At 67.8% G+C, this 25309-nt stretch carries 24 protein-coding genes; 11 read left to right on the top strand and 13 right to left on the bottom strand.

The window, feature by feature from the left end:
• Both DACI_RS00415 and DACI_RS00410 read left to right on the top strand, forming a co-directional pair.
• Window positions 1-615: a type IV toxin-antitoxin system AbiEi family antitoxin domain-containing protein gene (locus DACI_RS00415; protein ID WP_012202023.1), complete on the top strand. Its 615-nt coding sequence runs from the start codon at window positions 1-3 to the stop codon at window positions 613-615.
• Complete coding sequence (locus tag DACI_RS00410; RefSeq protein WP_012202022.1) at window positions 612-1457, top strand: nucleotidyl transferase AbiEii/AbiGii toxin family protein; 846 nt, start codon at window positions 612-614, stop codon at window positions 1455-1457. Before DACI_RS00415 ends, DACI_RS00410 begins: the two co-directional genes overlap by 4 nt.
• A gap of 32 nt (window positions 1458-1489) precedes the next feature.
• On the opposite strand, the gene DACI_RS00405 is transcribed toward DACI_RS00410, so the two are convergent.
• Genes DACI_RS00405 through DACI_RS00380 form a run of 6 tightly spaced genes read right to left on the bottom strand, consistent with a single transcriptional unit; the run spans window position 1490 to window position 7737 of the window.
• Window positions 1490-2203: an ABC transporter ATP-binding protein gene (locus DACI_RS00405; RefSeq protein WP_012202021.1), complete on the bottom strand. Its 714-nt coding sequence runs from the start codon at window positions 2201-2203 to the stop codon at window positions 1490-1492.
• Window positions 2196-2954, bottom strand: a complete 759-nt coding sequence (locus DACI_RS00400) for an ABC transporter ATP-binding protein (protein ID WP_012202020.1) — start codon at window positions 2952-2954, stop codon at window positions 2196-2198. The genes DACI_RS00405 and DACI_RS00400 overlap by 8 nt, the downstream gene beginning before the upstream one ends.
• Window positions 2947-4032 carry a branched-chain amino acid ABC transporter permease gene (locus DACI_RS00395; RefSeq protein WP_012202019.1) on the bottom strand — a complete coding sequence of 362 codons (1086 nt, stop codon included), beginning with the start codon at window positions 4030-4032 and terminating at the stop codon, window positions 2947-2949. The genes DACI_RS00400 and DACI_RS00395 overlap by 8 nt, the downstream gene beginning before the upstream one ends.
• Window positions 4033-4035: 3 nt before the next feature.
• Complete coding sequence (locus tag DACI_RS00390; RefSeq protein WP_012202018.1) at window positions 4036-4908, bottom strand: branched-chain amino acid ABC transporter permease; 873 nt, start codon at window positions 4906-4908, stop codon at window positions 4036-4038.
• 50 nt (window positions 4909-4958) lie between these two features.
• Window positions 4959-6122, bottom strand: coding sequence for an ABC transporter substrate-binding protein (locus DACI_RS00385; RefSeq protein WP_012202017.1), 1164 nt, complete (start codon window positions 6120-6122; stop codon window positions 4959-4961).
• A gap of 58 nt (window positions 6123-6180) precedes the next feature.
• Window positions 6181-7737, bottom strand: coding sequence for a benzoate-CoA ligase family protein (locus DACI_RS00380; protein WP_012202016.1), 1557 nt, complete (start codon window positions 7735-7737; stop codon window positions 6181-6183).
• 174 nt (window positions 7738-7911) lie between these two features.
• On the opposite strand from DACI_RS00380, the gene DACI_RS00375 reads away from it, so the two are divergent.
• The 4 genes from DACI_RS00375 to boxA all read left to right on the top strand — a co-directional run bounded on the left by DACI_RS00375 (window position 7912) and on the right by boxA (window position 13502).
• Window positions 7912-8826 carry a helix-turn-helix transcriptional regulator gene (locus DACI_RS00375; RefSeq protein WP_012202015.1) on the top strand — a complete coding sequence of 305 codons (915 nt, stop codon included), beginning with the start codon at window positions 7912-7914 and terminating at the stop codon, window positions 8824-8826.
• Window positions 8827-9019: 193 nt separating this feature from the next.
• The gene (gene boxC, locus DACI_RS00370) at window positions 9020-10690 is read left to right on the top strand and encodes a 2,3-epoxybenzoyl-CoA dihydrolase (RefSeq protein ID WP_012202014.1); all 1671 of its coding nucleotides are present in this window, start codon (window positions 9020-9022) and stop codon (window positions 10688-10690) included.
• A gap of 38 nt (window positions 10691-10728) precedes the next feature.
• On the top strand, window positions 10729-12156 hold the full coding sequence (boxB, locus tag DACI_RS00365; protein ID WP_012202013.1) for a benzoyl-CoA 2,3-epoxidase subunit BoxB: 1428 nt from the start codon (window positions 10729-10731) through the stop codon (window positions 12154-12156).
• Between the two features lie 26 nt (window positions 12157-12182).
• Window positions 12183-13502 carry a benzoyl-CoA 2,3-epoxidase subunit BoxA gene (gene boxA, locus DACI_RS00360; protein ID WP_012202012.1) on the top strand — a complete coding sequence of 440 codons (1320 nt, stop codon included), beginning with the start codon at window positions 12183-12185 and terminating at the stop codon, window positions 13500-13502.
• Here the strand turns inward: boxA and DACI_RS00355 are convergent.
• The gene (locus DACI_RS00355; RefSeq protein WP_012202011.1) at window positions 13496-14257 is read right to left on the bottom strand and encodes an aspartate/glutamate racemase family protein; all 762 of its coding nucleotides are present in this window, start codon (window positions 14255-14257) and stop codon (window positions 13496-13498) included. The genes boxA and DACI_RS00355 overlap by 7 nt on opposite strands.
• Before the next feature lie 14 nt (window positions 14258-14271).
• Window positions 14272-15153 carry an amino acid ABC transporter substrate-binding protein gene (locus tag DACI_RS00350; RefSeq protein WP_012202010.1) on the bottom strand — a complete coding sequence of 294 codons (882 nt, stop codon included), beginning with the start codon at window positions 15151-15153 and terminating at the stop codon, window positions 14272-14274.
• A 222-nt stretch (window positions 15154-15375) separates the two neighbouring features.
• On the opposite strand from DACI_RS00350, the gene DACI_RS00345 reads away from it, so the two are divergent.
• On the top strand, window positions 15376-16611 hold the full coding sequence (locus DACI_RS00345) for a D-amino acid dehydrogenase (protein WP_012202009.1): 1236 nt from the start codon (window positions 15376-15378) through the stop codon (window positions 16609-16611).
• Between the two features lie 19 nt (window positions 16612-16630).
• Here the strand turns inward: DACI_RS00345 and DACI_RS31780 are convergent, their stop codons facing one another.
• From DACI_RS31780 to DACI_RS00330, 4 genes are all read right to left on the bottom strand, one after another.
• Window positions 16631-17254, bottom strand: a complete 624-nt coding sequence (locus DACI_RS31780) for a hypothetical protein (protein ID WP_157059617.1) — start codon at window positions 17252-17254, stop codon at window positions 16631-16633.
• 46 nt (window positions 17255-17300) lie between these two features.
• On the bottom strand, window positions 17301-18233 hold the full coding sequence (locus DACI_RS00340; RefSeq protein WP_012202008.1) for a hypothetical protein: 933 nt from the start codon (window positions 18231-18233) through the stop codon (window positions 17301-17303).
• A gap of 167 nt (window positions 18234-18400) precedes the next feature.
• Window positions 18401-19306: a LysR substrate-binding domain-containing protein gene (locus DACI_RS00335; protein WP_012202007.1), complete on the bottom strand. Its 906-nt coding sequence runs from the start codon at window positions 19304-19306 to the stop codon at window positions 18401-18403.
• Window positions 19307-19359: 53 nt separating this feature from the next.
• A complete protein-coding gene (locus DACI_RS00330; protein WP_012202006.1) occupies window positions 19360-19932 on the bottom strand; it encodes a cob(I)yrinic acid a,c-diamide adenosyltransferase in 573 nt (190 codons plus the stop codon).
• A 181-nt stretch (window positions 19933-20113) separates the two neighbouring features.
• Between DACI_RS00330 and DACI_RS00325 the strand changes: the two genes are divergently transcribed.
• Entirely contained in the window at window positions 20114-20482 is a 369-nt protein-coding gene (locus DACI_RS00325) for an EF-hand domain-containing protein (RefSeq protein ID WP_012202005.1), read from the top strand.
• Between the two features lie 82 nt (window positions 20483-20564).
• Window positions 20565-21989: an FAD-binding oxidoreductase gene (locus tag DACI_RS00320; protein WP_012202004.1), complete on the top strand. Its 1425-nt coding sequence runs from the start codon at window positions 20565-20567 to the stop codon at window positions 21987-21989.
• On the opposite strand, the gene DACI_RS00315 is transcribed toward DACI_RS00320, so the two are convergent.
• Window positions 21979-22884: a LysR family transcriptional regulator gene (locus tag DACI_RS00315; protein ID WP_012202003.1), complete on the bottom strand. Its 906-nt coding sequence runs from the start codon at window positions 22882-22884 to the stop codon at window positions 21979-21981. The genes DACI_RS00320 and DACI_RS00315 overlap by 11 nt on opposite strands.
• A 129-nt stretch (window positions 22885-23013) precedes the next feature.
• On the opposite strand from DACI_RS00315, the gene DACI_RS00310 reads away from it, so the two are divergent.
• Together DACI_RS00310 and DACI_RS00305 are read left to right on the top strand one after the other, a co-directional pair.
• On the top strand, window positions 23014-24222 hold the full coding sequence (locus tag DACI_RS00310) for a CaiB/BaiF CoA transferase family protein (RefSeq protein ID WP_012202002.1): 1209 nt from the start codon (window positions 23014-23016) through the stop codon (window positions 24220-24222).
• A gap of 71 nt (window positions 24223-24293) precedes the next feature.
• Window positions 24294-25295 (top strand): Bug family tripartite tricarboxylate transporter substrate binding protein, encoded by a 1002-nt coding sequence (locus DACI_RS00305; protein WP_012202001.1) that lies wholly within the window; start codon window positions 24294-24296, stop codon window positions 25293-25295.
• The last annotated feature ends 14 nt before the right edge of the window (window positions 25296-25309 follow it).

The raw sequence follows: 25309 nt of genomic DNA, 5'->3' as shown, positions 1-25309 counted from the left end.
ATGCCCGCTCCTGGCTCCGCGCTCGAACAAGCCGTTCTGGCACTGGCCGAACAACGGCCGCTGCTGCGCGCACGCGACCTTGCCGCGCTTGGCCTGCCGACCATGGCGCTGAGCCGGCTGGTCGCGGCAGGCCGCCTTGAACGCGTTGCACGCGGCCTGTACAGCCTGCCGGGCCGGCCGCTCAGCGAGCACCGCTCGCTGGCGGAAGTGGCCCTGCGCGTACCGCAAGGGGTGGTCTGCCTGCTGTCCGCGCTGCGGGTCCACGGCATAGGAACGCAGGCACCCTTCGAGGTGTGGATGGCCATTCCCCATCACTCGCCCACGCCCCGCATAGACCAGCCTGCATTGCGCGCCATCCGCATGTCCGGTGCGGCACTGTCCGAAGGCGTGGAAACTCTGCAGATCGATGGCGTCGGTGTCGCCGTCTTCAACGCATCGAAGACCGTGGCCGATTGCTTCAAGTACCGCAACAAGATCGGCCTGGATGTGGCGTTGGAAGCACTGCGCGACGGATGGGCGCAGGGCAAGCTGACGGCCGACGCGCTCTGGCACTACGCCGCCATCGACCGCGTCAGCAATGTGATGCGCCCCTATCTCGAAAGCATCGCCGCATGAGCCGCGATATCGCAGCCTCGATCCGTGCACGTTTGAAGCAATGCGCGGACGCCCGCAGGCAGGACTTCAACCTCACGCTCACCCACTATGGCCTGGAGCGCCTGCTGTACCGCCTGTCCATCTCGCCCCATGCGGACAGCTATCTGCTCAAGGGCGCACTGCTGTTCGCCATCTGGTACGAGCAGCCGCACAGGCCGACCCGCGACGCCGATCTGCTGGGCTTTGGCCTGGACGACGTTGACTCGGCGGTGAGCGCTTTCCGCGAGATCTGCGGGATTGCCGTGGACGACGGCATTGCCTTCGATGCCGCGTCGGTGCGTGGAACCACCATCCGCAAGGAAGCCGGCTATGGCGAAGTACGGATTGACCTGCGCGCCACGCTGGACGGTGCACGCATCACGCTGCAGGTGGACATAGGCTTCGGCGATGCCGTGACACCATCGCCACAAGCCATCCGCTACCCCGTGCTGCTCGACGGCCTGCCCGCACCGCAACTGCGCAGCTACCCCAAGTACACCGTGGTGGCCGAAAAACTCCACGCGATATGCCTGCTGGGCATGGCCAATACCCGGATGAAGGACTACTTCGATCTCTGGGTGTTGATGACCGAAGGCACGCTGGACCCTGCCGAACTGCGGCGCGCCATGAAAGCGACCTTCGAGCGCCGCCAACTCGCGCTGCCCGCGGGCCTGCCTGCCGGATTGAGCGATGGTTTCAGCAGCGATGCGGCCAAGCAGGCGCAGTGGGCCGCCTTCCTGAAGAAGAACCGGCTTGAAGCGCTGGAGCTGGCCCCTGTCGTGGCAAGGCTGCGAGAGGAATTCCAGCAATGCGGCATCTTCTGATACCGCCTGGAAGTCCTCCGCCCACCACCATCTCAAACCCCCAGCAACTCCGACAGGCGCTCCGGCTGCGTCAGCAGCTCCCGCGAGTCGGCCTGCAGCGCCAGCCGGCCCTTGGCCATGACCACGGCGCGGTCGGTGTGGGCCAGGACCTTTTTGTAGTCGCGGTCCACGATCAGGGTGGAGATGCCGGTGCTGCGGATGGCGGCGATCACGCGCCAGATTTCGGCGACGACCAGGGGGGCCAGGCCTTCGGTGGCTTCGTCGAGGATGAGCAGGCGCGGGTGCGTCATCAGCGCGCGGCCTATGGACAGCATCTGCTGCTCGCCGCCAGAGAGCTGGTCGCCGCCGTTGGCCAGGCGCTCCGCGAGCCGGGGGAAGGTGTCGAGCACGCGCTCCAGCGTCCAGTGGCGCTCTCCCTGCAGGCCGGGGCGGGCGCTCATGACCAGGTTCTCGCGCACGCTGAGGTTGGGGAAGATGCCGCGCCCCTCTGGCACATAGCCAATGCCCAGCCGCGCCATGCGTTCGGGCGGTGCGCCCGTGCAGTCGCGGCCATCGGCGCGCAGGCGGCCGCGGCGCGCGGGCACATAGCCCATGAGCGTGCGGATCAGCGTGGTCTTGCCCATGCCGTTGCGCCCCAGCAGGCCCACGGCCTGGCCCGCGCCCAGCGCCAGGCTCACGCCCTGCAGGATGTGGCTGTCGCCGTAGTAGGTATGCAGCTCGTCGATGGCGAACATGGGCTCAGTCATCGTCTTCTCCCAGATACGCAGTACGGACCACGGGATCGACACGGATCTGCGCTGGCGTGCCCGTGGCCACCACGCTGCCGTTGACCATCACGGTGATGCGGTCGGCGATGCGGAACACGGCGTCCATGTCGTGCTCGACCAGCAGTACCGCATGGCCGCGCTTGAGCTCCTGCAGCAGGGCCAGCATGCGCTCGGTCTCCTCGGCGCCCATGCCGGCCAGCGGCTCGTCCAGCAGCAGCACGCGCGGGCCGGTGGCCAGGCACATGGCCACTTCAAGCTGGCGCTTGGCGCCGTGGCTCAGCGTGCCGGCCACGGCCTGGGCCTGCCCGGCCAGGCCCGCACGCTCCAGGGCCGCATGGGCCTGGCGCACGCTGGCCGCGCAGCGCTGTGCGGACAGGCCCAGCTGCCAGGGCCTGAGCGCCATCTGCGCCTGGGCCGCGAGCCGGCAGTTCTCCAGCGCCGAGAACTCGGGAAAGATGGTGGTGCGCTGGTAGCTGCGGCCCACGCCGGCACGCGCGCGCCGGGGCTGGGGCATGCGCGTGACGTCCTGGCCCGCGAGCGCAATGCGCCCCGCGCTGGCCGCCAGTTCGCCCGAGAGCATGTTGACCAGGGTGGACTTGCCCGCGCCGTTGGTGCCGATCACGGCATGGACCTCGCCCTCGTGCAGGTCCAGGTCCACGCCGCCCACGGCCGTGAGCCCGCCGAAGCGGCGCGTGAGGCCGCGCACCGAAAGCAGTGCCGCATCAGCCATGTCCGGCCTCCTTGTGGTGGACCTCGTTGTGCACTCCAGCGCGTTGCCGTGCAAGGCCCGCCAGCCCGATCAGCCCCATCAGTCCTTTCGGCAGCAGGGCCACAAGCACGATGATGGCCAGGCCCAGGCTCAGCTGCCAGTGGTCGGCCATGGGGCCGACGATGGCATGCGTGGACAGCACCTCCTTGAGCGCGATGAAGGCCACCGTGCCCAGCACGGCGCCGCGCAGCGAGCCCAGGCCGCCGAGGATGACCATCAGCAGCACCTCGCCCGAGTGGTGCCAGGACAGCAGCTCGGGGTTGACCACGGCATCGCGCACCGCCAGCAAAAAGCCTGCCACGCCGGCCAGCATGCCGGCCAGCACGAAGGCCGCGAGCTTGTACCCGTAGGTGGTGAAGCCGGCCGCACGCATGCGCTGTTCGTTGACGCGTATGCCCGCCAGCGCCGCGCCGAAGCGCGACTGGCGCAGCCCGGCCAGGAAGGCATAGACCAGCACCAGGGCCGCCAGCACCACGTAGTACTGCACGCGCGGAATTTCCATGTCGATGGCGCCCAGCGCGGGCCGGGCCATCAGGTAGATGCCATCGCTGCCACCGCCGATGCCCGTGTCGTGGACCACGAAGTAGGCCATCTGTGCGAAGGCCAGCGTCACCATGATGAAGTAGATGCCGCGCGTGCGCAGGCTCAGCAGGCCCACCAGCAGCGCATAGCCGCCCGAGGCCAGCAGCGCCCAGCCCAGCATGGCCGGCAGGCTGCCGCCCTCGTTGCCTGCGGACAGCACGGCGGCATAGGCGCCCAGGCCCATGAAGGCCGCATGCCCCAGGCTCACCAGGCCCGTGCCACCCACCAGCAGCTGCAGGCTGAGCGCGAAGATGGCCAGGATCATGGTCTTGACCACCAGGCCCGACAGATAGTCCGACCACCAGGGGCCGGCCAGCGCCAGCAGCGCCACGCAGGCCAGCGGCACGGCGCAGGCCTGCCATCGGCAGGCGCGCTGCGGCATCTCTGCGGGCTGCACAGGCTGCAGGGGCTGCACGGCGGCCGCCAGCAGGGCCGGAGAAGGATTGGATACGGCCATTGTTCAGCTCCTTTGCCCCATCAGGCCCTGGGGCCGCCCCACCAGCACCACCGCCATCAGCAGGTAGACGCTCATGCCGCTGAGCTCCTGGAAGAACAGCTTGCCGAAGGTATCGACAAAGCCCACCAGCAGCGAGGCCAGCAGCGCGCCCGTGATCGAGCCGATGCCGCCGATCACCACCACCACGAAGCAGATGATGAGCACGTTGCCGCCCATGCCCGGATAGACCGAACTCATGGGCGCGGCGATCATGCCCGCCAGTGCCGCCAGCGCCACGCCGATGGCGAAGACGATGCGGTACAGGCGCTTCACGTCGATGCCCAGGCCGCGCACCATGTCGCGGTTGCTGGCGCCCGCGCGCACCATCATTCCCAGGCGCGTGCGGTTGACCACCCAGTACAGCGCCAGCGCCACCAGCAGGCACACGCCCGAGGCGAACAGCCGGTACCACGGATAGCTCATGAGCCCGCCCAGCGAGAAGCTGCCCGACAGCCAGCCGGGCAGCGGCACGCCATGCACGTCGTTGCCCGCCAGCAGCGAGCGCAGCTCCTCGAACACCAGGATCAGCCCGAAGGTCATCAGCACCTGCTGCAGGTGCTCGCGCTCGTAGAGGTAGCTGAAGAAGGCCCACTCCAGCGCATAGCCCAGCACCACGGTCAGCGCCACGCCGGCCAGCAGCATGGTGATGAAGTGCTGGCCCAGCAGCGGGGACAGCGCAAAGGCCATGTAGGCGCCGATCATGTAGAAGCTGCCATGGGCCAGGTTGATCACGCCCATGATCCCGAAGATCAGCGTCAGGCCCGAGGCCAGCAGGAACAGCAGCAGCCCGTACTGGACGGCGTTCAGGCACTGCACGAGAAAGGTGGCAAGGTCCATGGCGATGTCCGTATGCGTGCGTATTCGTCCGTATGAGTGCGCCCCGCGCCTCACATGCGGCAGCCGCGGCCGGTATCGCCCAGGGCCTTGATGGCCACGCCCATGCGCTGGTTCTCCTTGCCCACGACCTTGCGCAGGTACATGTCCTGCACGGGGTTGTGCGACTTGCTGATGGTGAAGTCGCCGCGTGGGCTGGGGATGGTGGCCTTCTCGATGGCCTGGCGGAACTCGGCCTTCTTCGCGATGTCGCCGCCCGCCGCCTTCAGGCCCACGCCCAGCATCTGGGCGGCGTCGTAGCCCTGCACGGCATACACATCGGGCATCAGCTTGTAGGCCTGGGCATAGGCGGAGCGAAAGCGCCGGTCGCGCTCCGTGCCCAGCTCGTCGGCGTAGTGCAGCGTGGTCAGCACCCCCTGGGCGGCCTCGCCCTGGGCCTCCAGCGTGCCGTCGGTCAGAAAGCCCGAGCCGTACAGCGGGATGGTCTTGTGCAGGCCGGCCGCGTGGTAGTCCTTGACGAACTTGACGGCGCCCGCGCCCGCGAAGAAGGCAAACACCGCATCGGGCCTGGCCGCCGCGATCTCGGTCAGCAGGGCCTGGAACTCCACGTTGGGAAAGGGCACGGTGAGCTGCTTGCTGACCTTGCCGCCCTCCTTCTCGAAGCCTTCCTTGAAGGCATTGGTCATCTCCTCGCCGGCCGCGTATTTCCAGGTGATGGTCATGGCGGTTTTCTTGCCCTCCTGCCTGGCGGCCACCACGCCCATGGGATAGGAGGACTGCCAGTTGGAGAAGGACGAGCGGAAGATGTTGGGCGCGCACATGGCGCCCGTGACCGCATCGGCACCCGCATTGGGCACGATGAGCACGGTGCCGCTTTCCTTGGCCGCGCGCGCCATGGCCATGGCCACGCCCGAATGCACGGTGCCCACCAGCACATCGACCTTGTCGCGCTTGATCAGGCGGTTGACGTTGTCCGTGGCCTTGGCCGGATCGGACTCGTCATCGACCTTGAAGAACTCGATCTCGCGCCCGCCCAGCCTGCCGCCCTGCTCGTTCACGAACATGCGAAAGCCGTTTTCTATGGCCGAGCCCAGCGCCGCATAGGTGCCGCTGTAAGGCAGCATGAAGCCGACCTTGATCCTGTCCTGCGCATATGCGCCGCAGGACAGGGAGGCCGTCAGGGCGAGGACGGCCCAGTGTTTGCGATCGGTGTTCATGCGTGTCTCCTTGTGGTCGATGGGTCTTGCTTTTGTCAGGGGAATCGGAAGGGGCTGTTCAGCCGACGCTGGCCTCGCGTTCACGCAGGCGAAAGCGCTGGATCTTTCCGGTGGCGGTCTTGGGAAGTTCGTCCACGAACTCGATGAAGCGCGGGTACTTGTAGGCGGCCAGGCGCTGCTTCACGAAGGCCTTGAGTTCGGCCTCGGTGGCGCTGCAGCCGTCCTTGAGCACGACGAAGGACTTGGTCTTGAGCAGGCCGTCTGCGTCGGTCTTGCCGATCACGGCGGCCTCCAGCACGGCCGGGTGCTGCATCAGCGTGGCCTCGACCTCGAAGGGCGAGACATAGATGCCGCTGACCTTGAGCATGTCGTCGCTGCGCCCGGCATAGGTGTAGTAGCCATCGGCGTCGCGCACGTACTTGTCGCCGCTCTTGAGCCAGCCGCCCTGGAAGGTCTCGCGCGTCTTGTCGCGGTTGCCCCAGTACATGAGGGCGGCGCTGGGCCCCTGGATGAACAGGTCGCCCACCTCGCCATCGGCCACGGGGCGGCCGTCCTCGCCGCGCAGCTCCACGCGGTAGCCGTCCACGGGCTTGCCCGTGGTGCCGTAGCGGATGTCGCCGGGCCGGTTGGACAGGAAGATGTGCAGCATCTCGGTGGAGCCGATGCCGTCCACGATGTCGGCGCCGAAATGCGCCTTGAAGCGCTGGGCGATCTCGGCCGGCAGCGCCTCGCCGGCCGAGGAGCACATGCGCAGGCTGACCTGCTCGCGCGCGGGCAGCAGCGGCGAGGCCAGCATGCCCGCAAAGCCCGTGGGCGCGCCGAAGAACACCGTGGGCCGGTGCTGCACCCAGCGCGCGAAGGTGGCCTCGGGCGTGGGCCGCTCGGCCATCAGCAGCACGGTGGCGCCCACGCTCAGCGGAAAGCTCAGGGCATTGCCCAGGCCGTAGGCGAAGTAGAGCTTGGCGGCGGAAAAGCAGATGTCGCCCTCGCCCAGACCCAGCACCGGGCCGCCATAGAGTTCGGCCGTCCAGTACGGATTGGCATGCGTGTGGACCGCGCCCTTGGGCTTGCCCGTGGAGCCCGAGGAATACAGCCAGAAGCCCGGGTCATCGCCCAGCGTGGGCGCCGGTGCGGGCAGCGGCGGCTGCGCCGCCAGCCAGGGCTGCAGCGGCGCAAAGCCTGCGGCGCGCGCCGCCGCTTCGTCGCCGGCCACCCAGACATGGCGCACCTCGTTGGGCGCCCGGTCCAGCGCCTGGCGCAGCAGGGGCAGCAGCGCATCGCAGGTCAGCACGGCCTGGGCGCGGCTGTGGCCCAGCATGTAGGCGTAGTCGTCGGCCGTGAGCAAGGTGTTCACCGCCACCGGCACCACGCCCGCATACAGCGCGCCCAGAAAGGCCACGGCCCATTCATGGCGGTCGTGCATGAGCAGCAGCACGCGCTCCTCGCGGTGGATGCCCGCCGCCAGCAGGCCGCTGGCCATGCGCTGCGCCTGCTGCTGCAGCTGGCCGTAGCTCAGCGTGCCGTGGTCGTCGATGTAGGCGATCTTGCCGGGCCGCCCCTCATTGAGCGCGAACAGGTGCGCGGCGAAATTGAAGGGCTGGGTGAAGTCGATCATCGGGGTCTCCTTCGACATCGGGCATCCGGCCCGACTTGTGATCTTCCGCACAACATGCAATATTGTGCGTGCATCAGAAAGATAGTTAGAACACCACCGAGCGTCAAGCACTATATTGCATGGCTGGTGTTAACCCCGACTGTTTATCATTCACGCCCTCTTCAAGGAAACTCTATGGACCAGTTCGAGACGGCAGCCCAGTCCGCCGGGGCGGCGGATTCCCTCTCAGAAGCCCCCAGGAACCAGGTGCTGCAGGCGCTGGGCGAGCGTGTGCGCAGCCTGCGCTCGCGCCGGGGCATGACGCGGCGCGCCCTGGCGGCGGCGGCCGATGTCTCGGAGCGCCACCTGGCCAACCTCGAATACGGCACGGGCAATGTGTCGGTGCTGGTCCTGCACCATATTGCACAGGCCCTGCAATGCTCCATGGCCGAGCTGCTGGGCGACGTGACCACCACCAGCGCCGAATGGCTGCTGATCCGCGAACTGCTGGAAGGCCGCAATGAAGAGGACCTGCGCCGCGTGCGCCTGGCCGCAGGCGAGCTGCTGGGCACGGCGCCCAGCGACCGCCAGCGCCACACGCGCATCGCACTGATCGGCCTGCGCGGCGCGGGCAAGTCCACACTGGGCCGCATGCTGGCCGAGCAGCTGGGCGTGCCCTTCCTCGAACTCAACCAGGAAATCGAGCGCATTGCCGGCTGCAGCGTGCGCGCCATCCACGACCTGTACGGCGCCAACGCCTACCGCCGCTACGAGCGCCGCGCGCTGGAGGAGGCCGTGCAGATCTACAGCGACGTGGTCATCGCCACGCCGGGCGGCATCGTCTCCGACCCGGCCACCTTCAACGAACTGCTGTCGCACTGCACCACGGTCTGGCTCAAGGCCCAGCCCGAGGAGCACATGGCCCGCGTCGTGGCCCAGGGCGACACCCGCCCCATGGCCGCCAATCCCGAGGCCATGGACGATCTGCGCAGCATCCTCGAAGGCCGCGCCGGCTTCTACGCCAAGGCCGACCACGTGGTGGATACCAGCGGCCAGACGCTGGAGCAGAGCTTCGACCAGTTGAAGGCACTGTTCCTGCCCGCACGCTGAGACGGCGGCAGCAACCCACGGCATCCAGGTCCCAGGCCTGGATTTTTTTCGCCTGCACTGCTGGGGTTTACCCTGGATATCAACAAAACACGCACTATCGTGCGTGTTGTTGCGTGCATTTTTTGGATGAGTCTGCATAATTGTGCCTGCACCGTATCTGCGACTGCACTATTTTTCATCCAAGAGGCCGTCCATGCACCCGTCCAGCCCCACTGTCGATTACCGCACCGAGCCCGCCCAGTACCGCCACTGGTCGTTCACCGTCGAGGGCGCCATCGCCCGCATGCAGCTGAACATCGCCGAGGACGGCGGCATACGGCCCGGCTACAAGCTCAAGCTCAACAGCTACGACCTGGGCGTGGACATCGAGCTGCACGACGCGCTCAATCGCATCCGCTTCGAGCATCCGCAGGTGCGCACCGTCATCGTCACCAGCGGGCGCGACCGCATCTTCTGCTCGGGCGCCAACATCTTCATGCTGGGCGTGTCCAGCCATGCCTGGAAGGTGAACTTCTGCAAGTTCACGAACGAGACGCGCAACGGCATCGAGGACAGTTCGCGCCACTCGGGCCTGAAGTTCCTGGCCGCCGTCAACGGGGCCTGCGCGGGCGGCGGCTACGAGCTGGCCCTGGCCTGCGACGACATCGTGCTGATCGATGACCGCTCCTCCTCCGTCTCCCTGCCCGAGGTGCCGCTGCTGGGCGTGCTGCCCGGCACGGGCGGCCTCACGCGCGTGACCGACAAGCGCCATGTGCGCCATGACCTGGCCGACATCTTCTGCACCAGCGTGGAAGGCGTGCGCGGCCAGCGCGCCGTGGACTGGCGCCTGGTCGATGCCGTGGCCAAGCCCGCGCAGTTCGAGGCCGTGGTGGCCCAGCGCGCGCAGCGCCTGGCCGAGGGCAGCACGCGCCCCGCCAATGCGCAGGGCATCACGCTCACGCGCCTGGAACGCGAAGCCACGGACGACGCGCTGCACTACCGCCATGTCAGCGTGCAGATCGACCGCGCGCGCCGCAGCGCCACGCTGACCGTGAAGGCGCCCACGCTTGGGCAAGGCCCGCAGCCGGCCACCATCGAAGCCATCGAGCAGGCCGGCGACGCCTGGTGGCCGCTGGCCATGGGCCGCGAGCTGGACGACGCCATCCTGCACCTGCGCACCAATGAGCTGGACGTGGGCACCTGGCTGCTCAAGACCGAAGGCGATGCCGCCGCCGTGCTGGCCGCAGACGCAGCCCTGCTGGCCCACCAGGACCACTGGCTGGCGCGCGAGACGCTGGGCCTGCTGCGCCGCAGCTTTGCGCGGCTGGATGTGTCCTCGCGCACGCTGTTCGCGCTGATCGAGCCCGGCTCCTGCTTCGTGGGCATGCTGGCCGAGCTGGCCTTCGCGGCCGACCGCGCCTACATGCTGGTGCTGCCCGATGACACCGAGCGCGCCCCGCGCATCCAGCTGGACGAGTTCAATTTCGGCCTCCTGCCCCTGGTCAACGACCAGTCGCGCCTGCAGCGCCGCTTCTACGAGGAGGCCGCGCCGCTGGAGGCCGCGCGCGCCGCCACGGGCCGCGCGCTGGACGGCGACCAGGCCCTGGCCCTGGGGCTGGTCACGGCCGCGCCCGACGACATCGACTGGGACGACGAGATCCGCATCGCCATGGAAGAGCGCGCCGCCATGTCGCCCGATGCGCTCACGGGCCTGGAGGCCAACCTGCGCTTTGCCAGCCGCGAGAACATGGTCACGCGCATCTTCGGGCGCCTGTCGGCCTGGCAGAACTGGATCTTCAACCGCCCCAATGCCGTGGGCGACAAGGGCGCTCTCAAGCTCTACGGCACGGGCCAGAAGGCCGGCTTCGACTTCAACCGCGTCTGACCGCAGGCACGCCCCGAAACATCCACGGAGACCCCACCATGAGCGCCATCAACTACAGCGAGAAGATCCCCAACAACGTCAACCTCGGCGAAGACCGCACCCTGCAGCGCGCGCTGGAGAGCTGGCAGCCCAACTTCCTGAACTGGTGGGGCGACGTGGGCCCCGAAGGCTCCACCGACTACGACGTCTACCTGCGCACCGCCATCAGCGTGGACCCCCAGGGCTGGGCCCAGTTCGGCCACGTGAAGATGCGCGACTACCGCTGGGGCATCTTCCTGAACCCGGCCGAGGCCGACCGCAAGGTGCACTTCGGCGACCACGCGGGCGAGAAGGCCTGGCAGGACGTGCCCGGCGAGCACCGCGCCAACCTGCGCCGCATCATCGTCACCCAGGGCGATACCGAGCCCGCCTCGGTGGAGCAGCAGCGCCACCTGGGCCTGACCGCGCCGTCCATGTACGACCTGCGCAACCTGTTCCAGGTCAACGTGGAGGAAGGCCGCCACCTGTGGGCCATGGTCTACCTGCTGCACAAGCATTTCGGCCGCGACGGCCGCGAGGAGGCCGAGGCCCTGCTGGAGCGCCAGTCCGGCGACGAGAACAACCCGCGCATCCTGGGCGCCTTCAACGAGAAGACGCCCGACTGGCTGTCCTTCTTCATGTTCACCTACTTCACCGACCGCGACGGCAAGTTCCAGCTGGCCGCGCTGGCCGAAAGCGCCTTCGACCCGCTGGCGCGCACCACCAAGTTCATGCTGACCGAGGAGGCCCACCACATGTTCGTGGGCGAGTCCGGCGTCTCGCGCGTGCTGCAGCGCACCTGCCAGGTCATGAACGAGCTGCGCACCGACGACGTGGGCCGCCTGCGCGCGGCCGGCGTGATCGACCTGCCCACGCTGCAGCGCTACCTGAACTTCCACTACAGCGTGACCATCGACCTGTTCGGCGCCGACCAGTCCAGCAATGCCGCCACCTTCTACAGCAGCGGCCTCAAGGGCCGCTACGAGGAAGGCAAGCGCGCGGACGACCACCGCCTGCACGACCAGCACTACAAGGTGCTGGAGGTCGTGGACGGCAGGCTGCAGGAAAAGGAAGTGCCCATGCTCAACGCGCTCAACGAGGTGCTGCGCGACGACTACATCAAGGACTCCAACGCAGGCGTGGGCCGCTGGAACAAGGTCATGGAAAAGGCCGGCATCGACTTCCGCCTCACCGTGCCGCACAAGGCCTTCAACCGCCAGATCGGCGCGCTGGCCGGCGTGCGCATGAGCCCCGACGGCCGCGTGGTCAGCGAGCAGGAATGGCGCATGCGCGAGGGCGAATGGCTGCCCACGGACGCCGACCGCGCCTTCGTCGCCTCGCTCATGGGCCGCTGCGTGGAGCCGGGCCAGTTCGCGGGCTGGATCGCGCCGCCGGTCATGGGCATCAACCGCCAGCCCGTGGATTTTGAATACGTGCGCTTCAACTGAAGCGCCGCGCCAGCAGGGAGTCGCCCATGACAGTCGCCTTGGTAGAACACGGCATCCTCACGCAGCACCTGATCGACCCGGAGATCTGCATTCGCTGCAACACCTGCGAGGCCACCTGCCCCGTGGGCGCCATCACGCACGATGACCGCAACTACGTGGTCCTGGCCGAGCAGTGCAACGGCTGCATGGACTGCGTCTCGCCCTGCCCCACGGGTGCCATCGACAACTGGCGCAAGGTGCCGCTGGCAAGCGCCTATCCCGTGGCCGAGCAGCTGCTTTGGGACGAGCTGCCCGAGGAGCTGCCGCCTGAGGTGCTGGTCCAGGCACAGGACGCAGGGGATGCGTCTGCCGCCGAGGACCTGAGCCAGGCACAGGCCGTGATCGCGGCGGCCGCCACGCGCGGTGCGGATGCGTCCCGGCCCGACGACCAGGCCGATACCCAGGTGTTGCGCAGCGCCAGCTACGGCGCCACCGTGCCGCCCTGGTCAGCCGCCCATCCGTACACCAACCTGCATGGCCCCAGAAGCCCCGTCACGGCGACCGTGGTCGGCAACCTCAACTGCACGGAGGCGGGATTCGACAGCGAGACCCACCACATCGTGCTGGACTTCGGCAGCCAGCCGTTTCCCGTGCTCGAAGGCCAGTCCATCGCCGTCATCGCGCCCGGCACCGATGCCCAGGGCCGCCCGCATGTGGCGCGCCAGTACTCGGTGGCCAGTGCGCGCAATGGCGAGCGGCCTGGCTACAACAACCTGGCGCTGACCGTGAAACGCGTCACCCAGGACCACCAGGGCCGCCCCGTGCGCGGCGTGGCCAGCAACTACCTGTGCGACGCACGCATCGGCGACAGGGTCCAGGTCATAGGCCCCTTTGGCCAGTCGTTCCTGATGCCCAACCATCCCCGATCGCACATCGTGATGATCTGCACGGGCACGGGCAGCGCCCCCATGCGTGCCATGACCGAATGGCGCAGGCGGCTGCGCAGGAGCGGCAGGTTCGAGGGCGGCAAGCTCATGCTGTTCTTCGGCGCACGCACGCCGCAGGAGCTGCCCTACTTCGGCCCGCTGCAAAGCCTGCCGCGCGACTTCATCGACAACAACCTGGCCTTCTCGCGCGTGGCCGGCCAGCCCCGGCGCTACGTGCAGGACCTGCTGCGCGAACGTGCGGCCGACCTGGCGGCCCTGCTGCGCGACGACAACGCGCACTTCTACGTCTGCGGGCTCAAGAGCATGGAGGAAGGCGTGGTGCTGGCACTGCGCGACGTGGCGCAGCAAGCCGGGCTGGACTGGGAGCAGGTCGGCGCGCGCCTCAAGCGCGAAGGCCGACTGCATCTGGAGACTTATTGAATCGCCACAGGCCCATACGCATCACCGGCCAGGGCCTGGGCCAGGATCCAGGCAGGGTCCACCAGCCCGGCGCCGCGCGCCAGCGGCGACTGCGGCAGGGCCAGCGGGATCTCGGTGCAGCCCATGATCACGGGCACATCGCCATGGCGCTGCAGCAGCGGGGCCAGCACCTCGCCGAAGCAGCGCGCGGCCAGGTCCATGTCGCCCTGCTTGACGCCGTCGTAGATGCCCTGCATGAGCCGCGCGCGGCCCTGTGCATCGGGCTGCAGCGCGGTGATGCCGCACTCGGCCAGTGCCGCGTCGTACAGGCCGCTGTCGTAGGTGCCCTGCGTGGCCAGCACGATGGCCTGCTGCGCGCCGCCGGCCTGCAGGTGCAGGGCGGCCTGGCGCGCAATGTGCAGCACATGCAGCTGCGGAAACAGCGCCTGCAGCTGCCCATGCCAGGCATGGGCCGTGTTGCAGGCCAGGGCCACGCTGCGCACGCCCAGCGCCGCCATGCGGCCCACGCCCTGCAGCAGGTGCTGGGCCGGCCCCGTGGGCGACTGCGGGTCCGCGCGCAGCGCGGCGCTGCGGTCGGGCATGGGCAGCTGCACCAGCCAGTGCTCGGGATAGGCCTGGTCATGCACGGGCAGGCCCTGCTGCTGCAGGTGCGCCGTGCAGGCCTGCACGAACAGGCGCACGAAATCCGCGCCTGCGGCCGGGCCCATGCCCCCGAGAATGCCCACCGCGCGCGGGGGCTGAAGCTGCTGCTGCATGCTGCGATCCGAAATCAAAAAGCAGGTTTGTCGCTGAGGTCCTGCAGGTTTTTCTGCAATTGCTCGCTCATCGGCAGGCCCAGGGCCACGTTCCTCGGGGCAATGGGCTGCATGAACCACTTGTCATACAGCCTGGCGAACGCGCCCGACTTCATCATGTCGCCGATCACGCCATCGACCAGTTGCTTGAACTGGGGGTCGTCCTTGCGCAGCATGCAGGCATAGGGCTCGACCTGCAGCGAGTCGGCCACCACCTCGAAGTCCCCGGGGTTCTTGGCCGTGGGGATCAGGCCGAAGAGCAGGATGTCGTCCATGCCGAAGGCCGCGGCGCGGTCGTTCTCCACCAGCAGGAAGCCGTCCGCATGGTCCTTGGCCATGACGATGTTCATGCCCCAGGCCTTGTCGGCATTGGCCTTGCGCAGCACCTGCAGGTTGGTGGTTCCCGTGGTGATGGCCACGGTCTTGTCCTTGAGGTCGGCGTAGTTTTTGATGCCCGAACTCTTCTTCACCAGCAGCCGCGTGCCCGTGTAGAAATGGTTGATGGCAAAGGCCACCTCCTTGCCGCGCACCGTGTTGTTGGTGGTCGAGCCGCATTCCAGGTCGATGGTGCCGTTGGCCAGCAGCGGCATGCGGTTCTGCGAGGTCACGGCCTGCCACTGCACCTTGAGATCGGGCCGGTTCACCGCCTTCTTCACGGCCTCGGCCACGGCCTGGGACATCTCCACCGTCATGCCGATGGGCTTGCCGTTGTCCAGGTAGCTGAAGGGCACGGAGGACTCGCGGTAGGCCAGCGTGATGCGGCCGCTGTCGCGCACCTTGGCCAGCGTGTCGGCATGGGCCGCAGCCAGGCCTCCCAGGGCCAGGGCCGCGCACAGCGCGGTGGTGTGAAGTTGCATGCTTGTCTCCTCGTCTTTGGTGGATGTGCGGCCAGTGTAGGAAGGGCTGCGGCCTTTGCGGAATGACAATATCGGGCCGGTCCATGCCCGCCGGTTATGGGCTGGCCGCCTGCCCGCAGCAGCAGCCCCCGGCCATAACCTGCGTGCATGGCCCGTGTGCCAAATGCCATGGCGCAGCCTGCCGCGCGCGGCCTACAGTGCGGCTGCATGGAGAAACGATCAATGCATGTCTGCATCGTGGGCGCCGGCATCGTCGGCCTGGCAACGGCCTGGGCGCTGCAGCAGGCCGGCCACCGCATCACCGTGCTGGACCGCGCACCGGGCCCCGCCCAGGGCGCCAGCGGCGGCAATGGCGCGCAGCTGAGCTATTCCTACGTGCAGCCGCTGGCCGATCCCGGCATCTGGAAGATGCTGCCCCGCCTGCTGCTGGAAAAGGATTCGCCGCTGGCCTTCCGCCTGCGCGCCGACCCCGCGCAATGGGCCTGGGGACTGCGCTTTCTGGGCGCCTGCAATGCCCATGCCTCGGCCGAAGGCACGCGCGCCCTGCTGGCCCTGGCCGCCGAAAGCCGCCAGGCCTTCGAGTCGCTCCAGGCCGACGAAGCACTGGCCTGCGACCTGCACACGCCCGGCAAGCTGGTGCTCTACCCCACCCAGCAGGCGTTGGATGCCGCCGCGCAGCAGGTGGCACTGCAAGCGGGCCTGGGCGGTGCGCCGCAGCGCATCGTCAACGCCGCCGAAGTGTCGCGCATCGAACCCGCGCTCGCCGGCTACGCCCAGCGCATTGCAGGCGCCGTGCACACGCCCAGCGAGGCCGCCGCCGACTGCCGCCTGCTGTGCGAGCAACTGGCCGCCCGGCTCACCGCACGCGGCGCCGAACTGCGCTACGGCGTGGAGCTGCAGGGCTTCGAGCGCGAAGGCGACGCCATCACCGGCCTGCGCACCGCCGCAGGCCCGCTGCCGCTGCGCGCCGACCACTACGTGCTGGCCAGCGGCTGGGAAAGCGCGGTCCACGCGCGCCAGCTGGGCCTGCGCATTCCCGTCTACCCGCTCAAGGGCTACAGCATCACCGCCGATGCCGCCGCGCAACTGCCGCACGCCGCACCCCGGGTCAGCGTCACCGACACCGCACGCAAGGTCGTCTTCGCACGCATCGGCGAACGCCTGCGCGTGGCCGGCATGGTGGAGATCGTGGGCCGGGACACGCGCACCGACCCGCGCCGCATCGCCAGCCTGCGCCGCTCCACGCAGGAGGTCTTCGCCGACCTGCCGCTGGACGGCAACCTGCACCCCTGGACCGGCATGCGCCCCGCCACGCCCACCGGCCTGCCCCTCACCGGCCGCCAGCGCGGCGGTCCGCGCAACCTGTGGCTGCAGACAGGGCACGGCGCGCTGGGGCTGACGCTGGCGTTCGGGTCGGCGCAGAGGCTGGTGGGGCAGATGGAGGCGGACGATCTGTAGAACCCGGTCCCGCAGCCACCTATGTCATGTCGCCGCTCAATCTCCGTACGAGTTGCCAGTCGTCCTTGGACCAGCCATGTCGGGCATCCACCGACATGGCTGCGGCGCCAATCAAGGCAAGCCAACCGCTGGCCTCCACACTTCGCAACGGCTCCCATGCCGGCTGCTGGGCTATTTGCTGCCAATCCGAACCATGGCAACCAGTGCACTTTGTCAGCGTGTCATCAGGCCGGAGTGGTTCGACCGTGACCGTCCCGGGTGGCACTTCGCCCCAATCAGCGATGAGGGTCTCCAAGGAACCTGTTGGAGGCATACCACCTCGACCCAGAATCCACTTGATCAAGCGCTCCCATAGCGAGACATCGGGAGGTTGATTGCGTGAATCGACATTTTTTGCTTTGGCCCACGCATCGTGAGACATCGGATTGATGTAGGCCACCAAAATGCATCTACTGGATCCTGCTTGACAGATGGTCACTGTATCTCCGGGCTTCCACTGTCCAATCGACAAGGACGAGTTGACCGTCTCCAGGATGAATCGAGCAATCTCGGTGTTGTTCCACCCGCGCGGATCTTCCTGGGTGTCGGAGACGCCACGCCAACTCGCTGCGATGAGTAACGCGGCAAGCGCGATGATGATCACAGAGCGCCACGTTTGGGGCAGGCGCGGTGACAACGAAGTTATTTGGCTAGCCACCACAGCATCTCCTCAGCAACTCCTGGGCCATATCCCTCGCGCGTTGACGGCCCTCAGGCGGCACTCGTTGGTCGATGCTCTGAAGCAGGTTCGCTTGCGATGACACATTGCCTTTGGCCTTGGCGTCGGCATAGACATATGCCCACACCTCGGCAGGCTGCGGCTCCCCCCATGTGGGGTTACTTCTGATGGAGGCCATCGAGATCAGCGCATCGACATAGCCTTGGTCGATCAAGGCGTTGAGGTATATCAGGGTGGTGCGCCGATACTCGGCGAGGCGCTCTGGATCCGTTCTCGCATGCTCCAGACCCCGGGTCCAGTAGGCTCCGCCATAGTCCATCATGCTCTGAGGATCTCCCTGCACCGCGAGCCGGGCAGTCCACTCATCGGCCCTTGTGTATGCGTCCATCGGGAGTTGTCCGCAGCCAGGGCGCGCACTGGCCCTCTGCTCCCGAGCCAGCCGTTGCGCCATTGCGTGCCCCTTGGGATCGGAATCCGGCGGAACCAGCAGCGCCATGCGCTCATAGAGGGACGCCATCCAGCAAGGCTCCAATGCCTTGTGGAGTTTGGCGACTTCGCCGGCCTGGTCCAGCGTGACCTCGCTGCGGGCAAGCCGGTTGTACAGAATCTCCGCCGATGCATCCACGACAACGGCAGGAAACGCCTTGGCTCGAGGTGTCGTGAGGGGCGCCACCGGCACGGGCGCCGGTACGGAAGCGATCGCCGGTGGAGCGGGAGTTTCAGGTGCTGGCGCAGCAGGCCTGGAAGCTTGCGCAGGTGGCTTGGTTGCGCTCACCTGTGCATGCCTGACCTCAGGCGCTGGTTCGGCAAAAAAGATGAGCGCCAGCCCACCGGCAAAGGCAAGAGCAGCACATGCCCAGGCAACGACCTGCCAGCGCGGACGCAAAGCTCCTGAATTTCTCATGACCCTCCTTCATGACGATGCAGTTGTCAGATCCCGGGTAATGATTGTGAATAATTCTCATTAGCAAATCAATCGATCATGAGAATTCAGTTGAATTTGACAATCGATCGTGCCAATGACCACGGCGCATCAGCCGCAGTCCAGCAGGCATGCTTGTATGAACGGCCTCAACCAGCCAGCAACTCGCGCAAGGCCTTGCGCATTTCCTCGGTCATTGCACGCGCCAGCACCGACCCCGGCCGCTGGGGCAGGCTGAGTGCATTCACACCCACCGTGATGCGCGGCAGCAGGGGCACGACATGGACCTTGCGGCGGTCGGCGGCCAGGGCGGTGCAGCCGTCCATGATGGCGGCGCCCAGGCCGTACTCGGCCATGGACAGGGCTGCGTGGTAGGTCTGCACGGTGACCACGGGCGACAGGCCCACGCCGTGCTCGCGGCAGGCCTGGCCCAGGCGCATGCCCAGCGGGTCGCGCGCATCGAGAGCGACCACGGGCAGCTCGGCCAAATCCTTGAGCTCCATCCCCTCTTCGCGCACGCGCGAGGGCGGCAGCAGGCCCTTGGGCAGCACGCAGAACATGTCCACCTCGGCCAGCAGTTCATGCTCCAGCGCGGGCTGGCCCACGGAGCTGATGACGAAGCCCACGTCGGCCTCCTGCAGCAGCAGGGCCGAGACCACCTGGGGGGTGTGCAGCGCTTGCACATGGACCTGCACCTGGGGGTGGCGGCGCCGAAAGCCGGCCACGGCGCGCGGCAGCACCTCGCGGCTGAGTGCGAAGACGGTGAGCACGGTGAGCCGGTCCGCGGCTTGGCCATGGCGCAGGTTGTCGGCCAGGCGCTGGACCTCGTCGAGCTGCTCGAACAGCTTCTCGATGTGGGGGAACAGCGCCAGCGCCTCATTGGTGGGCGTGAGCCGCCCGCGTGCGCGCTGGAACAGCGCAAAGCCCAGCTGCAGCTCCGCGTGCTGCAGGGTGCGGCTGACGGCCGGCTGGGTGATGTTGATCAGCCGTGCGGCAGCGCTGACGCTGCCGGTCTGCATGACGGCATTGAAGACCTCGATGTGGCGCAGGCGCATGGGCCGTCCTAAACGCGGGATTGGCGCGGGATTGGCGCAGGTTCAGTGCAGGTTCACTCTTCGGCGGACTGCGCGCGGGCCATCCGCTCGCTCTTCCAGTAGACGTCGTCGCCGCCATCCATGCGGTTGAGCACGCGCGCCAGCACGAACAGCAGGTCCGACAGGCGGTTCAGGTACTGGCGCGGCGCGGGCCGCATGGCCTCGCCCTGCTCCAGCGCCACCACCATGCGCTCGGCGCGGCGTGCCACCGTGCGGCAGACATGGGCCTGGGCCGCGGCGCGGCTGCCGGCCGGCAGAATGAATTCCTGCAGCCGGGGCAGCTGCGCGTTGTAGTGGGCCAGCGCTTCATCGAGCTGCAGCAGAGCGTCATCCTTGAGCAGTTCATAGCCGGGAATGGACAGCTCGCCACCGAGGTTGAACAGCTGGTGCTGCACATCGACCAGCAGTTCGCGCACCTCGTCGGGCAGGGCCTCGCACAGCAGCAGGCCGATGTGGGAATTGAGCTCGTCCACATCGCCCATGGCGTGCGGGCGGCCGCTGTTCTTGGAGACGCGCGTGTTGTCGCCCAGGCCCGTGCTGCCGTCGTCTCCGGTGCGCGTGGCGATCTGTGTCAAACGGTTGCCCATGGGCGTTCTCCTTGGCGGTGCGGGGGTGGAAAGCTGGACCCGTAACGGCCCAACACCCAATTGTGCGTTACAGGCGGCACGCAAATGTTGTAGCAGGCAACAGCCGGCAAAAGTGCTGGCCCTGCTGCGCTGCAGCAGATGGAATGCAGTCATGTTCCACGTTCGACAAGGAGTTCGACACATGACCTCTCAACTGCGCAAAGTCTCTGGTTTTGAAATCCGCAGCGTGATGTTGTTCGCGGCCATTTCGCTGGGCAGCGTTGCTGCCATGGCGCAGACATCTACTCCCGCTGCGCCTCCTTCGCAGGCCTCCTTTGGAGCCGGTAGCGGCCCTGCAACTGGTGTGCAAGCCGCACCCACTCCATCGTCGGCCGGCGCCAACGACGTGCAAGCCGCATTCGACCGCGCCGACACCAACCGGGACGGCAAGCTGAGCAAGAAGGAGGCCGAGGCCCTGCCCGCCGTGAGCAGCAATTTCGCGCAGATCGATGCCGACAAGAACGGATCGCTGTCGCGCGATGAATTCAGCAAGGCTGTCCAGCCGCGCTGACACCCGGATGCCAGGCGGCTGACCCACACGGTTGGGCGGCAGGGCCGGTGGTATTCTTTCCAGTTCCCCCTGGAGAACACCGATGAACGCCCCTGTCGCCCCCGTCCGCCTGCAGCCTGACTTCGCTCAGCGCCCCATCCCCGAAGCCTTCCTCCAAGCCCTGGCCCAGCGTTTCGGCGCCCAGTGCTCCACGGCTTTGGCGGTGCGCGAACAGCACGGCCGCGACGAGGGCGCCATCCAGGCGCCCCCGCCTGCGGCCGTGGTCTTTGCCGAAAGCACGCAGGACGTGCAGGATGCGCTGAAGCTGGCCGACCAGCATGCCGTGCCGGTCATCCCCTACGGCGCTGGCTCCTCGCTCGAAGGCCATCTGCTGGCCGTCGAGGGCGGCATCAGCCTGGACCTGAGCCGCATGAACCGCATTCTCTCGGTCAACGCCGAGGACCTGACGGTCACCGTGCAGCCCGGCATCACGCGCAAGCAGCTCAACGATGCCATCAAGGACACGGGCTTCTTCTTCCCCATCGATCCTGGCGCAGATGCCTCCATCGGCGGCATGACCGCCACGCGCGCCAGCGGCACCAATGCCGTGCGCTACGGCACCATGCGCGAGAACGTGCTGGCGTTGGAACTGGTCACGGCCAGCGGCGAGCTGATGCGCACCGGCACGCGCGCCAAGAAAAGCAGCGCGGGATACGACCTCACGCGCCTGATCGTGGGCAGCGAAGGCACGCTGGGCGTGGTCACCGAGATCACGGTGCGCCTGTACCCGCTGCCCGAGGCCGTGAGCGCGGCCATCTGCTCCTTCCCCAGCATCGAGGCCGCCGTGCGCACGGTGATCCAGACCATCCAGATGGGCGTGCCGATCGCCCGCGTGGAGCTGGTGGACGTGAACTCGGTGCGCATGGTCAATGCCTACAGCAAGCTCACGCTGCGCGAGGAACCCATGCTGCTGATGGAGTTCCACGGCTCGCCCACGGGCGTCAAGGAGCAGGCCGAGATGGTGCAGGACATTGCGGGCGAGTTCGGCGGCAATGCCTTCGAATGGGCCGAGCGTCCCGAGGACCGCACGCGATTGTTCACGGCCCGCCACAACGCCTATTTCGCGGCTGTCTCCAGCCGCCCCGGCTGCCGCTGCATCACCACCGACGCCTGCGTGCCCATCAGCCGCCTGGCCGATGCACTGCTGGACTCGGTGCGCGAGGCCGACGACAGCGGCATCCCCTACTTCCTCGTCGGCCACGTGGGCGACGGCAACTTCCACTTCGGCTACCTGATCGACCCGGACAACGAGGACGAGCGCTCGCGCGCCGAGCAGCTCAACCACCAGCTGGTGTCGCGCTCCATTGCGCTGGGCGGCACCTGCACGGGCGAGCATGGCGTGGGCATCCACAAGATGGACTTCCTGCGCGAGGAAGCCGGCGACGGCGCGGTGCAGATGATGCGCTCCATCAAGCAGGCGCTGGATCCGAAGAACATCCTGAACCCCGGCAAGATCTTCAGCCTCTGAGTCCCTCCGCCGCGGCCTTCTCGCGCAGGAAGTCGATCAGCGTGGTGATGGCCCGCGTCTGGTAGTGGGACGGCATGTACAGCAGGTACTGGCGCGTGGCCAGAAAGTCCAGGCTGCCCGGCGGCAGCGGCAGGCGCTCAAGCGCGCCGCTGGCCAGTTCGGCCGCCACCATGTAGCGCGGCACAACGGCCACGCCCAGGCCCTGCAGCACGGCATCGCGCAGGAAGTGGAAGTTGGGCGACATCAGGCGCGGGCGTATGCGCAGCTCGGTGGGCCGGGCGCCGTTCATGCCCGCCGTGCGCAGCTTCTGGCCCGTGAGCGCCGAGGTGATCAGCGGCACGCGCTTGAGCGCCAGCAGCGAGTCGGGTTGGCCATGCTGCGCCAGGAACTGCGGCGTGGCGCAGGCCTCGTAGAGCACATCGCCGAGCTTGCAGGCCACCAGGCTTTCAGGCGGCTCGGTCATCACGCGCACGGCGAAGTCCACCGCGCCCTGCATCAGGTCCTCGATGTCGTTGTCGAAGATCACCTCCAGCGTGATGCCCGGATGCATGCGCATGAACTCCGTCAGCCAGCCCGACATCTGCAGCTGGCCGTAGCCGCTGGGCACGCTCAGCCGCACGGTGCCCTGCAGGCTCTGGCCCAGGCTGTCCACCGACTCGTCCGCCGCCATGGCTTCCTGGCGTATCGCGCGGCCATGGGCATACAGGCGCAGGCCCAGCTCGGTGGGCTCGACCTGGCGCGTGGTGCGGCGCAGCAGCTGCTGGCCGATCTGGCGCTCGAACTGGTTGAGCCGGTGGCTGACGTTGGCGCGGCTCATGCCCAGGCGCACGGCGGCGCGGCTCAGGTTGCCGGCTTCGATGATGTCCACCAGCAGGGACAGTCCGCCCAGATCCATTGTCAAACCTCAGTACACACAATGTCCATTTTTTAGCACGATTGTCAAAGTCCATAAACGAATGAAGAATGCGGGCCTGCCCGGGCATCACCGGCCCGTTGCGGTTTTCGTGGTTCGACAAGGTTTCGCATGAGTGCTCTCCCCTCTTCCCTGCCGCTGGACGGCGTGCGCGTCCTGGATCTTTCGCGCGTGCTGGCCGGCCCCATGTGCGCCATGGCGCTGGCCGACCTGGGCGCCGATGTCGTCAAGGTCGAGCACCCGGGCCGCGGCGACGACACGCGCGACTGGGGCGTGCGCGTGGGCCAGCGCAACACCTCCTACTTCAACAGCGCCAACCGCAACAAGCGCTCGGTCACGCTGGACCTGCAGGCCGAAGAGGGCCTGCGCATCGCACGCGAGCTGGCGGCCGACAGCGACGTGGTCATCCAGAACTTCAAGGTCGGCGGCGCCGAGAAGCTGGGGCTGGGCTACGAGCAGCTGTCGCAGCTGAACCCGCGCCTGGTGTACTGCTCCATCTCGGGCTACTCGCGCAGCGGCCCCGAGGCCACGCGGCCCGGCTACGACCTGGTGGTGCAGGGCGAGTCCGGCATCATGGCCATGAACGGCGAGCAGGGCCAGGGCCCGCTGAAGTTCGGCGTGGCCGCCGTGGACATGTTCACGGGCATGTACTCGGCCCAGGCCATCCTGGCCGCGCTCTACGAGCGCGAGCGCAGCGGGCGCGGCCGCCATGTGCAGATGGCCCTGTACGACTGCGGCCTGATGATCACCAGCTACTACGGCATGGAGGCCTTGCTCAAGGCCGGCGACCCGCCCAAGTTCGGCAACGCCCATCCGTCCATCGTGCCCTACGGCGTGTTCGAGGCGGCCGACGGCCCGCTGGTCATCACCGTGGGCAACAACGGCCAGTTCCAGCGCTTTTGCACCGACGTCATCGCCAAGCCCGAGTGGGCCGCCGACGAGCGCTTTGCCACCAATACCGCACGCTCGGCAAACCGCGAGCTGCTGATGCCGCTGGTGCAGGCCGAGCTGCTGCGCTTCACGCGCGCCCAACTGCTCGAATGCCTGACGGCCGCGCAGATTCCCTGCGGCGAGGTGCTGGGCCTGTTCGAGGCCCTGAACTCGCAGCGCACGGCCGACGCCGGCCTGCTGCACCGCTTCGAGGACAGCGAGGCCGGCAGCCAGTCCGTGCTGGCCCCGCCCTATGCGCTGGACGGCCAGCGCCTGCCCGTGCGCCGCCCGCCGCCGCACCAGGGCGAACACACCGACGAGGTGCTGCAGCAGCGCCTGGGCCTGGACGAACAGGCCCGCGCCGCACTGCGCGCCAAAAACATCATCTGAGAGCGCGCAGACGTTCCCGCCCAGACCGCTCCACGGCTCTCACTTCCACCCCTTCCCGCTTGAGGAGACATATGACTTCCACCCCCTTCCAGGCCTCGCGCCGCCAGATCCTTTCCGCCGCCTGCGCCACCGCCATCGCCACGCTGGCCCCCGCCGCCCGGGCCCAGAGCCAGTGGCCCGACAAGCTGATCAAGCTGACCGTGGCCTTCCCGCCCGGCGGCCCCACCGACACGGCCGCGCGCATCGTCGCGCAGCGCCTGACCGAGCGCCTGGGCCAGACCATCGTCATCGACAACCGCCCCGGCGCCTCGGGCTCGGTGGGCACGGCGGCCTTCATCAAGTCGCAGCCCGACGGCTACTCGCTGTCCATGTTCGGCATGCCCGCGCTGCTGGCGCCCATGCTGTTCAACAACAACCTGTACGACGTGCGCAAGGACTTCCTGCCCGTGGCCACGGTCTATGACCTGCCCATGGCCATCGTCATCAACCCGCGCGAGCTGCCAGACGTGACCAACCTGCAGCAGCTGATCGAGCATGCCAGGAAGGCCAAGCCCGCGCTGAACTACACCAGCTCGGGCACGGGCAGCTTCGGCCACCTGTCCATGGAGCAGCTCAAGGACCTGGGCGGCTTCGACATGCAGCACGTGCCCTACCGCGGCAGCGCGCCGGCCGTGACCGACCTGATCGGCGGCCAGATCGCCGTGATGTTCGCCGACGTGGTCGCGGCCCTGCCCCACATCCAGGCGGGCAAGCTGCGCGCCATTGCCGTCAGCTCGCAAAAGGCCAAGCAGCTGCTGCCCAATGTGAAGTCGGTGGCCGAGCAGGGCTTCCCCGGCTTCGACGCCGACACCTGGGGCGGCCTGATCGCCCCGCTGAACACGCCGCCCGCCGTGGTCCAGCGCCTGAACCAGGAGCTCAAGCTCATCCTGGCCGAGCCCGAGCTGCAAAAGAAGATGCTGGCCGCAGGCGCCATCGCCACCTACCAGGACGGCGCGGCCATGAAGGCGCGCCTGAACGCCGACTTCACGCGCTGGAGCAAGATCGCGAAAGACAAGAACATCTCTTCGCAGTAAAGAACACAGAGCGC

The organism is Delftia acidovorans SPH-1, assembly GCF_000018665.1.
GTDB lineage: Bacteria > Pseudomonadota > Gammaproteobacteria > Burkholderiales > Burkholderiaceae_C > Comamonas > Comamonas acidovorans.
Note: the sequence above shows the minus strand (reverse complement) of the source record. Positions and strands in the feature narration are given on the sequence as shown.

Coding starts and splice junctions, on each gene's coding strand:
- DACI_RS00415 (WP_012202023.1), top strand. CDS start 1: ATGCCCGCTCCTGGCTCCGCGCTCGAACAAGCCGTTCTGGCACTGGCC.
- DACI_RS00410 (WP_012202022.1), top strand. CDS start 612: ATGAGCCGCGATATCGCAGCCTCGATCCGTGCACGTTTGAAGCAATGC.
- DACI_RS00405 (WP_012202021.1), bottom strand. CDS start 2,203: ATGACTGAGCCCATGTTCGCCATCGACGAGCTGCATACCTACTACGGC.
- DACI_RS00400 (WP_012202020.1), bottom strand. CDS start 2,954: ATGGCTGATGCGGCACTGCTTTCGGTGCGCGGCCTCACGCGCCGCTTC.
- DACI_RS00395 (WP_012202019.1), bottom strand. CDS start 4,032: ATGGCCGTATCCAATCCTTCTCCGGCCCTGCTGGCGGCCGCCGTGCAG.
- DACI_RS00390 (WP_012202018.1), bottom strand. CDS start 4,908: ATGGACCTTGCCACCTTTCTCGTGCAGTGCCTGAACGCCGTCCAGTAC.
- DACI_RS00385 (WP_012202017.1), bottom strand. CDS start 6,122: ATGAACACCGATCGCAAACACTGGGCCGTCCTCGCCCTGACGGCCTCC.
- DACI_RS00380 (WP_012202016.1), bottom strand. CDS start 7,737: ATGATCGACTTCACCCAGCCCTTCAATTTCGCCGCGCACCTGTTCGCG.
- DACI_RS00375 (WP_012202015.1), top strand. CDS start 7,912: ATGGACCAGTTCGAGACGGCAGCCCAGTCCGCCGGGGCGGCGGATTCC.
- boxC (WP_012202014.1), top strand. CDS start 9,020: ATGCACCCGTCCAGCCCCACTGTCGATTACCGCACCGAGCCCGCCCAG.
- boxB (WP_012202013.1), top strand. CDS start 10,729: ATGAGCGCCATCAACTACAGCGAGAAGATCCCCAACAACGTCAACCTC.
- boxA (WP_012202012.1), top strand. CDS start 12,183: ATGACAGTCGCCTTGGTAGAACACGGCATCCTCACGCAGCACCTGATC.
- DACI_RS00355 (WP_012202011.1), bottom strand. CDS start 14,257: ATGCAGCAGCAGCTTCAGCCCCCGCGCGCGGTGGGCATTCTCGGGGGC.
- DACI_RS00350 (WP_012202010.1), bottom strand. CDS start 15,153: ATGCAACTTCACACCACCGCGCTGTGCGCGGCCCTGGCCCTGGGAGGC.
- DACI_RS00345 (WP_012202009.1), top strand. CDS start 15,376: ATGCATGTCTGCATCGTGGGCGCCGGCATCGTCGGCCTGGCAACGGCC.
- DACI_RS00340 (WP_012202008.1), bottom strand. CDS start 18,233: ATGAGAAATTCAGGAGCTTTGCGTCCGCGCTGGCAGGTCGTTGCCTGG.
- DACI_RS00335 (WP_012202007.1), bottom strand. CDS start 19,306: ATGCGCCTGCGCCACATCGAGGTCTTCAATGCCGTCATGCAGACCGGC.
- DACI_RS00330 (WP_012202006.1), bottom strand. CDS start 19,932: ATGGGCAACCGTTTGACACAGATCGCCACGCGCACCGGAGACGACGGC.
- DACI_RS00325 (WP_012202005.1), top strand. CDS start 20,114: ATGACCTCTCAACTGCGCAAAGTCTCTGGTTTTGAAATCCGCAGCGTG.
- DACI_RS00320 (WP_012202004.1), top strand. CDS start 20,565: ATGAACGCCCCTGTCGCCCCCGTCCGCCTGCAGCCTGACTTCGCTCAG.
- DACI_RS00315 (WP_012202003.1), bottom strand. CDS start 22,884: ATGGATCTGGGCGGACTGTCCCTGCTGGTGGACATCATCGAAGCCGGC.
- DACI_RS00310 (WP_012202002.1), top strand. CDS start 23,014: ATGAGTGCTCTCCCCTCTTCCCTGCCGCTGGACGGCGTGCGCGTCCTG.
- DACI_RS00305 (WP_012202001.1), top strand. CDS start 24,294: ATGACTTCCACCCCCTTCCAGGCCTCGCGCCGCCAGATCCTTTCCGCC.